The sequence below is a fragment of the Planomonospora antibiotica genome (assembly GCF_014647955.1).
GTDB lineage: Bacteria > Actinomycetota > Actinomycetes > Streptosporangiales > Streptosporangiaceae > Planomonospora > Planomonospora parontospora.
This window is the reverse complement of record NZ_BMQE01000091.1, coordinates 1-10600: the sequence shown is the minus strand read 5'-3', so window position 1 is coordinate 10600 and position 10600 is coordinate 1. Positions and strand designations below refer to the sequence as shown.

General features: G+C 71.8%; 11 protein-coding genes. All 11 read left to right on the top strand.

Translation table 11 applies throughout. The features are described 5' to 3' along the window. Nucleotides 1–75 precede the first annotated feature (75 nt). Nucleotides 76–231, top strand: coding sequence for a hypothetical protein (locus IEZ06_RS34980; protein WP_189240960.1), 156 nt, complete (start codon nt 76–78; stop codon nt 229–231). A 379-nt stretch (nt 232–610) separates the two neighbouring features. Then, complete coding sequence (locus tag IEZ06_RS34975) at nt 611–1840, top strand: cation:proton antiporter (RefSeq protein WP_189240959.1); 1230 nt, start codon at nt 611–613, stop codon at nt 1838–1840. Beyond that, nucleotides 1837–2781, top strand: a complete 945-nt coding sequence (locus tag IEZ06_RS34970) for an ABC transporter ATP-binding protein (protein WP_189240958.1) — start codon at nt 1837–1839, stop codon at nt 2779–2781. Before IEZ06_RS34975 ends, IEZ06_RS34970 begins: the two co-directional genes overlap by 4 nt. After that, nucleotides 2774–3553 carry an ABC transporter permease gene (locus tag IEZ06_RS34965; protein ID WP_189240957.1) on the top strand — a complete coding sequence of 260 codons (780 nt, stop codon included), beginning with the start codon at nt 2774–2776 and terminating at the stop codon, nt 3551–3553. The genes IEZ06_RS34970 and IEZ06_RS34965 overlap by 8 nt, the downstream gene beginning before the upstream one ends. 160 nt (nt 3554–3713) lie before the next feature. Then, the gene (locus IEZ06_RS34960; protein WP_189240956.1) at nt 3714–4190 is read left to right on the top strand and encodes a cation:proton antiporter regulatory subunit; all 477 of its coding nucleotides are present in this window, start codon (nt 3714–3716) and stop codon (nt 4188–4190) included. A gap of 3 nt (nt 4191–4193) precedes the next feature. Next, nucleotides 4194–5366, top strand: a complete 1173-nt coding sequence (locus IEZ06_RS34955; RefSeq protein ID WP_189240955.1) for a cation:proton antiporter — start codon at nt 4194–4196, stop codon at nt 5364–5366. A gap of 76 nt (nt 5367–5442) precedes the next feature. Continuing rightward, a complete protein-coding gene (locus IEZ06_RS34950; protein WP_189240954.1) occupies nt 5443–6069 on the top strand; it encodes a TetR/AcrR family transcriptional regulator in 627 nt (208 codons plus the stop codon). Continuing rightward, nucleotides 6066–6218, top strand: a complete 153-nt coding sequence (locus IEZ06_RS34945; protein WP_189240953.1) for a hypothetical protein — start codon at nt 6066–6068, stop codon at nt 6216–6218. The genes IEZ06_RS34950 and IEZ06_RS34945 overlap by 4 nt, the downstream gene beginning before the upstream one ends. After that, a complete protein-coding gene (locus IEZ06_RS34940; protein ID WP_189240952.1) occupies nt 6215–7396 on the top strand; it encodes a cytochrome P450 family protein in 1182 nt (393 codons plus the stop codon). Before IEZ06_RS34945 ends, IEZ06_RS34940 begins: the two co-directional genes overlap by 4 nt. A gap of 233 nt (nt 7397–7629) precedes the next feature. Then, nucleotides 7630–7944, top strand: coding sequence for a helix-turn-helix domain-containing protein (locus IEZ06_RS34935; RefSeq protein WP_189240951.1), 315 nt, complete (start codon nt 7630–7632; stop codon nt 7942–7944). Further along, entirely contained in the window at nt 7922–10360 is a 2439-nt protein-coding gene (locus IEZ06_RS34930) for a PEP/pyruvate-binding domain-containing protein (RefSeq protein WP_189240950.1), read from the top strand. The genes IEZ06_RS34935 and IEZ06_RS34930 overlap by 23 nt, the downstream gene beginning before the upstream one ends. Nucleotides 10361–10600 lie beyond the last annotated feature (240 nt).

The following is a 10600-nucleotide window of genomic DNA, read 5'->3' as shown; positions in this document are numbered from 1 at the left end:
ATACAAATCCAATCGATCACACTGTGACATCAAAGACTTCGGCTCACGTAAAGCCCTCTCAGTGTCCTGACGGCCGTGCTGCACGAGATCGAAGGCGGGGGAGGGCGACTCGTGCTGAGCGGTCGCAACGACCGGTTGCTGCGCATACTGAAGATCACCGAACTGGACGGGAGGGTGCAGTCCTACGCCACGACCGAGGACGCCGTCTCCCACCTCGCCGCATTCGAATGAGCGGGGAGCGCGAGGTGAGTTCCCGACCATGGGTCGGGGACCCGCAGTCGAGAGGAGACCGCGGCCATCGTCGCCCGGACGAGGCAGAGTCAGGGCCGGCCCTGGTCTCGCCGGCGGCGACTTGCCGGCGTGGTGTTCGGGGGCCTCGTACGTATCCGTCCCGGTGTCGTGTGCCGCGGTGATCCGTCCCGGGAAGCTTCCTGGCCGGCCCCTCCTGCCTGTTCGCCCCTGAGCGCCTGCTGCTACGGTGGGGCGCGGTGCGCCGGGAAGTCTGGTCGGCAATGACGATTTTCGTGTCGACTACGACGGAGGCGCCGATGATGCGGCATGCGACGGATCGCCCGGCTGACAGGTTCTGCTCGCACGGGGTGGACCGCTGATGGGCACGCTGCTTCCGGCCTTCGCCGGCCTGCTGCTGGTGGCGGTCCTGCTGTCCAGCCTGGCCCACCGCACGATCCTGTCCACGGCGGCGCTGTTCCTGGTCGCGGGGTTCGTGCTGGGCGACGGCGTCCTGGGCGTGGTGTCGATCACCGCCGAGGACGAGGTCGTCGGCACGCTGGCAGAGCTGGCGCTGTTCGCGGTGCTGTTCACCGACGGCATGCGGGTCGGCTGGGCCGACCTGCGCGGCGCCTGGCGGCTGCCGGGCCGGGCGCTCGGCTGGGGCCTGCCGCTCACCCTGGTGATCACCGCGCTGCTCGCGCACTACCTGATCGGCCTGGGCTGGATCGAGTCCCTGCTCATCGGAGCGGTCCTGGCCCCCACTGACCCGGTCTTCGCCGCCGCGCTGGTCGGCAACGAAAAAGTGCCGCCCCGGCTGCGCCAGTTGCTCAACGTCGAATCCGGCGTCAACGACGGTCTGGCGCTGCCCTTCGTCATGGTCTTTCTGGCCCTGGCCGCCGGTTCGCACAATCTGCACCTGGGCGAGCTCGGGCTGGAACTCGGTCTCGGCCTGCTCATCGGGGTGGCCGTGCCGTGGCTGGCGATCAAGCTGGAGCAGACCCGCTGGTTCTCCGCCTCCACCGCCTACGAGCCGCTGAACGCGCTGGCGATCGGCCTGCTCGTGCTGGCGCTGGGCAAGGTCACCCACGGCAACCTGTTCCTGGCCGCCTTCGCCGCGGGCATCACGGTCGCCACCTTCGGGCAGCGCCAGCGGGAGGCGTTCGAGCACTTCGGCGAGTTGATCGCGGAGCTGTTCAAGCTGGCCGCCCTGCTGGTGTTCGGCGCGCTCATCACTCCGGCCCTGCTGGGCGCGGTCGGCTGGAGCGGATGGCTGTTCGCCGTCCTGGCGCTGGTGGCGGCCCGGCCGATCGCCATCTGGATCTCCTTCCTGGGCTCCGGCCTGTCGATGCGCGAACAGGCCGCGGTGGCGTGGTTCGGGCCCAAGGGGTTCGCGTCGGTGGTCTACGGCCTGATCGTGCTGTCTTCGGGCATCGCCGCGGCCGGCCAGGAGTTCCAGCTGATCGCGGTCACCATCGTGCTGTCGATCCTGCTGCACTCGTCCACCGACATCGTCGTGGCCCGCTGGTTCGACGACGAGCGCGACGTGCCCGCCTGGTACGGCGTCGCCCGCCGCCTGCGTGACCGGGTGCACGGGGAGCCCACCTCATGAGCACGGAGGTGCGGGATGCGCGCCGCGCCGGAGCCGTGCCCGCCGTCCGGACCACCGCGGTGAGCAAGCACTACGGTGACGTCGTCGCGGTCGACGACGTCACCCTGAGCGTCGAGCCCGGAGCCGTCTACGCGCTGCTCGGCCTCAACGGCGCGGGCAAGACCACGCTGATCCGCATGCTGCTGGGCATGATCACACCCACGGACGGTGCGGCCGCGGTGCTGGGCGCGCACGTCACCGGGGGAGACCGCTCGGCCTGGGCCCGGGTCGGCTACCTGGTGGAGGCCCCGGCGGCCTACCCGGAGCTGACCGTACGGGAGAACCTGAAGGTCGTCGCCCGGCTGCGCCGCCTGCCCTCCGGCACGGTCGACGAGGCCATCGACCGCCTGGCGCTGCGGCCTTATGCCGACCGCCGCGCCCGCGCCCTGTCCATGGGCAACCTGCAGCGCCTGGCCCTGGCCAAGGCCCTCATCCACACCCCCGACCTGCTGATCCTGGACGAGCCGGTCAACGGCCTCGACCCCGCGGGCGTGGTGGAGATCCGCACGCTGCTGGCCGGGTTGGCCCGCGAGCACGGCGTCACCGTGTTCCTGTCCAGCCACATCCTGGCCGAGGTCGCCCGCCTGGCCACCCGCATCGGCATCATCCACCGGGGCCGGCTTCTGCAGGAGGTCGACGCCGCCGGGCTGGAGGGGCACCTGCGGCGGTGGCTGACCGTGTCCACCCGCGACGACGCCGCCGCCCGCGCGGTCCTGGCCGCCGCCGGGTTCACCCCGCACGGTGAGGGACCGATCACGCTCACCGGCACCCGGGCGATCGAGCACTCCGACGAGGTCGCCGCTCTGCTGGCGCGGGCCGGGTGCCCGCCCGTCCGGCTCCTGGTCGAAGAAGAAGACCTGGAAGCCTATTTCCTGCGCGTGGTGGGAGCCGGCGATGCGTGAGGCCCTGTGGGCGGAACTGCTCAAAGTACGGCGCAGCCGCCTGCCCGCGCTGACCGCCGCGGCCTTCACCCTCGCCACGGGCGTGTGCGGGTTGTTCATGTTCATCCTGGCCGACCCCCGCCGCGCCCGCACACTCGGCATGCTCGGCGACAAGGCACAGCTCACCGGAGCCAGTGCCGACTGGCCCGGCTACCTGGTCCTGCTGGCCCAGGCGGTGGCCGTGGGCGGCCTGCTGATCTACGGGATGACCGCCGTCTGGCTGTTCGGCCGCGAGTTCAGCGACCACACCGCCAAGGACCTGCTGGCCCTGCCCACCTCCCGCACCGCCGTCGTGGCAGCCAAGTTCACCGCCCTGGCCGGCTGGTCGTTGCTGCTGGCCCTGCAGGTGATCGCGCTCGGCCTGCTCATCGGCGCGCTGCTCGGCCTGCCCGGCGCCTCGGTGCCGGTCCTGGCCGCCGGAGCGGGCCGCATCCTGCTGGTCGCGGCGCTGACGTTTGCGCTGACCACGCCGTTCGCGCTGGCCGCCAGCGCCGGACGCGGATACCTGGCCGCGGTCGGGACGATGTTCGCCGCGCTGTTCGCCGCCCAGGTGATCGCCGCCCTCGGCTACGGCGCCTCCTTCCCCTGGTCGGTTCCGGGACTGCTGGCCGGCATCGCCGGGCCGGGCCAGGACGCGCCCGGGCCGGTCGGCTACCTGCTGGTGGCGGTCGTCGGAGGAGCCGGGACACTGGCCACGGCCATCTGGTGGCAGCGGGCCGACCACACCCGCTGAGCACCTTCACCGCGCCGGGCACGGGTCCGCCGGCTTGAGGGCCGGCGGTTCACGGTGCGGTTCCTCCGCGTGCCGGGTTCCGGGCGGCGGTCGCGCGACACGGACGCGGTCCGGGCCGCCGCCGGAGATCATCGGGTGCGTCCGCCGTGATGATGGGCGCATGGACGTCAACGAGGTGCTCCTGCCCGGGGTCGGGCTGCGGTACGAGTTCACCAACCACGAAGGGGACCTGATCGGCGTCGTCGCACGCCGTACGGGCGACTTCGAGGTGGTCGTCTACGGCGACGACCGGGACGAGGCCCGGCCGGTGTTCCGGTTGAACGAGGAGGAGGCCGAGACCCTGGCCCAGATCCTGGGAGCGCCGCGCATCGCCGAGCGGTTCGCCGACCTGACCCGGGAGGTGCCCGGGTTGGAGTCGGGCCGGGTGGAGCTGCCGGACGGTTCGCCTTACGTCGGCCGGCCGCTGGGGCACACCAGGGCCCGTACCCGTACCGGTGCGTCGGTGGTGGCGGTCGTCCGCGGCGAGGAGGTCATCGCCTCGCCGGGCCCGCAGGAGGTGCTGCGGGCCGGTGACGTCCTGGTGGTGATCGGGACCGATCAGGGCATCGCCGACGTGACCCGCATCCTGCGGGGCTGAGCGGTGCACGTCTCGGCTGCCCTGCTGCTCGAGCTGGGTCTGATTCTGGTCGCGCTCAGCGTCCTGGGCGCGATGGCGCGCCGTCTGACCTTGTCGCCGGTGCCGCTCTACCTGCTGACGGGCCTGGTGCTGGGTGAGGGAAGCGCGCTGCCCGTGCCCGCCGCCGGGGAGTTCCTGCGTGTGGGGGCCTCCATCGGGATCGTGCTGCTGCTCCTGGCGCTCGGCCTGGAGTTCTCCATCGGTGAGTTCACCGTGAGCATGCGGCGTCATGTGCCCTCCGCCGTGGTCGACCTGGTGCTGAACGCCGTGCCCGGCGCGGTGGCCGGGTGGCTGCTGGGTCTGGATGGCGTGAGCGTCCTGGCGCTGGCCGGCGCCACCTACATCTCCTCCTCGGGGATCATCGCCCGGCTTCTGGGGGATCTGCGCCGGCTGGGCAATCGGGAGACGTCGGCCGTGCTGTCGGTGCTGGTGCTGGAGGACTTCGCGATGGCCGCCTACCTGCCGGTGCTGGCGGTGCTGGTCTCCGGCGGCACCTGGTGGCAGGCCGGGCTCGGGGTGGTGGTCGCGGTCGGCGCGGTTCTGGCGGCTTTCGCCACCTCCTACCGGTGGGGCCACCACGTCGGCCGGCTGGTGGCGCATCCGGATTCCGAGCAGCTCATGCTCCGGCTGCTGGGCATCACCCTGGTCGTGGCGGCGCTGGCGGAGTACATCCACGCCTCGGCCGCGGTGGGCGCCTTCCTGGTCGGGCTCACGGTCACCGGGGAGACGGCCGAGCGCGCCGGTGTCGTGATCGCCTCGCTGCGCGATCTGTTCGCCGCGGTGTTCTTCGTGGCCATCGGCCTGTCGGTGGACGCCGGCGAGCTGCCGCCGGTGCTGCCCGCCGCCGTAGCGTTGGCGGTGGTCACCGGTGCGACCAAGGTCGTCACCGGCCGCTACGCCGCCTCCCGCGACGGGGTGGGCGCGCGTGCCCGGGCCCGTGCGGGGGCCGCGTTGATCGCCCGGGGCGAGTTCTCCATCGTCATCATCGGTCTGGCCGCGGCCCAGCATCCTGTACTGGCCCCATTGGTGGCCGCCTACGTCTTCATCCTGGCGGTCGCGGGACCGCTCATCACCCGTTTCACCGGCACCCGCCACGTGTACGTGCTGCGAGGCGGTGGCGCCCGGTCTCCTCGGTAGCGGCGAGGTCTCTGCGGGACGTCCACACTGAGCAACGTCTTCCCTGAAGATTGACCATTTGGTTAGTATACTGACCATGCGATCAGTAGATGATGATCTGAACGCGCGGGCCCGGATCCGCAACGCCGCGCTGGAGCTGTTCGGCGCCGAAGGCGTCAACCGGGTGAGCCTGCGGGCGGTCGCCTCCCGCGCCGGCGTCTCCCACGCCCTGGTGCTGCACCACTTCGCGACCAAGGAGGGCTTGCGCAAGGCGTGCGACGACCACGTGATCTCGCTGGTGCGCGGCGGCCCGGAGGCCGACCTCGGCGATACGGCCGGGCTGGCGGCGATGCTGGAGGCGGGCGCCGCGGTGCGGCGCTACCTCGGGCGGGCGTTCCTGGACGGCACGCCGCAGGCGGCGGCGCTGTTCGACGAGATCGTCGAGGCGACCGGGCGCTGGCTGGACCAAGGAGTGGGCGAGGGCTGGGTGCAGCCGAGTGAGGATCCGCGCGCCCGTGCCGCGCTGTATGTGACGTGGCTGCTGGCGCCGCTGGCGTTCGGTGAGCACCTGTCGCGGGCGCTGGGCGTGTCCGACGTGCACGACATGGAGACGATGCTGCGCTTCTCCCGCGCGGGCATCGAGATCTTCACCCGCGGGGTATTCGCCGACGAGCGCGTCCTGACGGCCTGGGACGCGGTCAAAAAGGAGCGGGGAGCGCGATGAAGGCGCTCATCGTCACCCACGCACGCGCGGCGACGTCCGGCCGGGCCGTCACCGACCCGTCCATGGCCCGCGCCGCTGCGGCGCTCAGCGAGCGCATCCGCGCCGAGAACGGCGCCGCCCAGGCCGCTTCGATCCTGGAGACCCTATGAGTGCATCGCTCGCCGATCTGTTCACCACCCGCGACCGGGACGCGTTCTGGTCCGCCCTGGCGGCGGGCGGGCCGGTCAGCCGCGGCCGATACCTCGGCGGAACGCCGATCTGGCTGGTCACCGGCTACCCGGAGAGCCTGACCGTGCTGACCGACCCGCGTTTCAGCAGCGACGTGGCCGAGCAGTCCGCGATCGACGTGGCCGGCGCGGCGGGCCTGCCCGAGGACGTGGCCCCGTACCTGATGCGCACGCTGGGCGCCTACGACCCGCCGGACCACACGCGACTGCGGCGGCTGGTGTCGCGGGAGTTCACCGCCCGGCGGGTGGAGCGATTGCACCCCCGCATCCAGCAGATCGTCGACGACCTGATCGTGGGCCTGCCGGAGGAGTGCGACCTCATCGAGGACTTCGCCTACCCGCTGCCGATCCAGGTCATCTGCGAGCTGCTCGGCATCCCCGGGGCCGACCGCGGTGTCTGGCGCGGCTGGGCCGCCGACCTGAGCGCACCCGACCTGGAGCGGGTCGCGACCGGAGCCCGGGGCCTGGTCGGCTACTTGGCCGAACTGATCGGGCGCAAGCGGGAGCGCGGCGGCGAGGACCTGCTGTCGGCCCTGGCCGCGGTGCGCGACCGCGACCGGCTCGATGACGAGGAACTGATCGCGATGGCCGTCAGCATCCTGATCGCCGGGCACGAGACCACCGTCGGTCTCCTCAGCCAGAGCGTGCACCTGCTGCTCACCCGCCCGGACCTGCTCGCCTTCCTGCGCGCCGACCCGCAGCGGATTCCGGCGGCGGTGGAGGAGTTCCTGCGCTGCACCGGACCGGCCGAGATCGCCGTCCTGCGTTACACGCTCCAGCCGGTCGCACTCGGCGGCACGGTGATCCCGGCGGGCGAGGCCGTGCAGGTGGTGTACGCCGCGGCCAACCGCGACCCGCGCCGCTTCGAGGGCCCCGACCTGCTCGACCTGTCCCGGCCCGACAACGGGCACCTGGGTTTCGGCCGCGGCATCCACTACTGCCTCGGCGCCGCCCTGGCCCGCGCCGAGACCCAGATCGCGCTGCGCTCCCTGGTCGAGCGCTTTCCCCGGCTCGCCCTGGCCGTGCCGTCGGAGGAGATCACCTGGCAGCCGGGCATGAAACGCGCGCTCACCTCGTTGCCGGTCCGCACCCGCGGATGACCATGAAAACCCGGTAGCGGGTCTGGCCGCCTGGCGCTGCAGGATCGTCAGCCGGTGCCGCGGTGCCAGGATCTCGATCTCCTGGTCATGATCACTTCCCGGCGGCAGCCGGATGAGCGCGAAAGTGGTCACCGCAGCCAGGCAGGCCAAGCGCCGCGGCACGACAGGCCATCACGCCGCGGCGTAGGCCTTGCGACTCCGGGACGCACAACGCTTGATCACCGATCAACGCCGTGACGCGCACGAATGCATTTCCGGCACCCACGGGATGGACGGCCGATCGCGACGGGAATAGTTTAGTTGCTGGCCCACGCGGGCTCGCCGAGCGGTACGAGGACGAGGACGAGGCCGGCCGCCGCGTCCGCAGAATCCACGTCAGCCAGGAGGGCGCCGCCGTTCTCCAGAGGATCCGGACCATCCGGATCGACGCGCAGATGGCGCTCTGGAACCGGTTCACGGAGGAGGAGCGCCAGATCGTGCTCCACTCCATGGAGATCGAGGCGAAGGCCGCGAGGAGGATGCGGGATGCGACTGATCCAGCTGTCTGAGATCGACTCCTCCATGATCGATCTGGTGGGCGGCAAGGCCGCCGGGCTCGGCGAGATGATCAAGGTGGGTGAGCGCGTCCCGGACGGCTTCTGCCTGACCGTCGAGTCCTACGCCTCCCGGGACCTGCCGGAGAACGAACTGATCGACGCCTACGAACGGCTCGGCGGCGGACGCGTGGCCGTGCGTTCCAGCGCCACCGCCGAGGACCTGCCGGACGCCAGCTTCGCCGGCCAGCAGGACACCTACCTCGACGTCGAAGGCGCCGGACCGCTCCTCGACGCGGTCCGCAGGTGCTGGGACTCCCTGCACACCGAACGCGCCGTGGCCTATCGCGCCGCGCTGGGCATCGACGAGACCGCCATGGCCGTGGTGGTCCAGCGCATGATCGACCCCGTCGCCGCCGGTGTCCTGTTCACCGCCAACCCGATCACCGGCTGCCGCACCGAGATGATCGTCGACGCCGCCCTGGGGCTGGGTACCGCCATCGTCGAGGGCACCGTCGTCCCCGACCACTACGTCCTCGGCCACCAGGGGCCGGCCGCACCCGACGACGGCGGATGCCTCGACGGGGACCAGCTCGAAGAACTACGGGAGGCCGGGCGGCGGCTGCAGGAGTCCTTCGGCTCGCCGCAGGACATCGAGTGGGCGATCGACGCGGACGGCACGCTGTGGCTGCTGCAGTCCCGGCCGATCACCACCCTGTTCCCGGCCCCGCCGCACACCGATGACATGCGGCTCTACCTCGAGTTCGGCCACATCCAGGGTATGCTCCGGCCGACCACGCCGATGGGGGTGTCGCTGCTCAAGACGGCTTCGGGCATGTGGTTCAAAGGCGTGGGCGCCACGGTCGATCCGCGCGATCCGCTGCCCCGGCTGGTCCCCATCGGCGGGCGGCTCTACTTCGATCTGACCGGTTTCGTCCGCAACAAGACCATGCGGAACGGGCTGCGGACGTCTCTGGAGGTGTACGGGCCGCGGGTGCAAGGTGCCGTCGAGCGCATGCTGGACGATCCGCGGTTCGCCCCGCGGCGCGGCCTGCCGTTCCGCCTCGGCAGCGCCGTGAAGATGACGGCACGGGTGGCGCCCGGTGCGGCTTTCGGTCTCGCCCGGAGCCTGGCGCGGCCGGACGCGGCCCGGGCCAGGGCCTACCGCGCCGTGCAGGAGATCAAGCGCCAGACGGTGCCGCCGAGCGAACCGGCCACGTCGGCCGAGCGGTTCCGCTGGGTGGTCGAGGACTCCCACCGGGCGGTCATGAGTCCCGACATGATGGGGATCGTGTGGCCGCTGATGGCCGGGATACTCGCCGGCACCGTGCCGTCCGGGCTGCTGAAAGGCATCGCCGCCGCCGAGGAACTGGACATCGTCCTGGGCGGGATGCCGTACAACGTGACCACGGAGATGGATCTCGCGCTCTGGCAGGTCGCGGTGAGCGCGCGCGAACATCGCGACCTGTTCCTCGGCACCCCACCGCAGGAGCTCGCCGCGAAGTATCGCGCGGGGGAGCTCCCCGACATCGGGATGGCCGGTTTCCTCGACCGGTACGGCATGCGCGCGGCCGCCGAGATCGATGTCGGCGTGGCCCGCTGGGCGGAGGATCCGGCGCCCCTCTTCGCCACGATCGCCAACTACCTCCGGGTGGACGACCCCGGTCAGGCACCCGACCTGCGGTTCCGGCAGGCCGCCGAGAGGGCGGAGAAGATGATCGAGACGCTGTCACGGCGAACGCGGCGCACCCGGCCGGTGCGCGGCCGGCTCGCGACCTTCTTCATGCGCCGCTCGCGCAAGCTCACCGGGCTCCGGGAGATCGGGAAGTTCGCCTGGCTGTCGCCGCTTCAGGCGGCGCGCCGCCAGCTCCTGCTGATCGGAGCCGACCTGGTCTCCCGCGGCCTGCTGGAGCGCGCCGGTGACGTCATGTTCCTCGATCTGCCGGAGGTCCGGGCCGCCGTCCACGACGGAGCCGACCATCGGGCCCTGGTCGCGGCGCGCCGTGCCGAATACGAGCGGGAGCTGCGACGGCCCGCCGTCCCGGGGGCACTGCTGTCGGATGGGACCGATGTGGAGGCGCTCGCCCCGCCCGGGCCCGCGGAAGACGGGGTGCTGACCGGGATGGCCGGGGCCGCCGGCCGGGCGACCGGCCGGGCGCGGGTGATCCGCGACCCGGCCGACGCGCGCATCGAGCCGGGTGAGATCCTCGTGGCCCCCACCACGGATCCCGGCTGGACCCCGTTGTTCCTGACGACGGCGGGGCTGGTGACCGAGACCGGGTCGCCGATGGCGCATGGCCCCACCGTCGCCAGGGAGTACGGCATCCCGGCCGTCATCTGCGTCCGCAACGCCACGCACGAGATCAAGACCGGGCAGCTGATCACGATCGACGGGGCCGCTGGCACGGTACGGATCGAGGGGAACGGCTGACGGCTCGGCCTTTCAGGCCCCAGCCGATCGAGCGCTGCCGCGACGCCACGCACAGCCCGCCGATCAGCGCCGGGAACTGCAGGACCGCCCGAAACGCCCGGCAGCGACGACCAGGTCAGGGTGGCGGTCCTGGCCGGCCCCCTGGCAGCGGTGATCTTGCGTCTGCACAGCCGCGACTACCTGTCAATCCCCCGAAAACGTGGAGACGGTTCTATGCCACAGTGGCCCTCACCAGGGCCG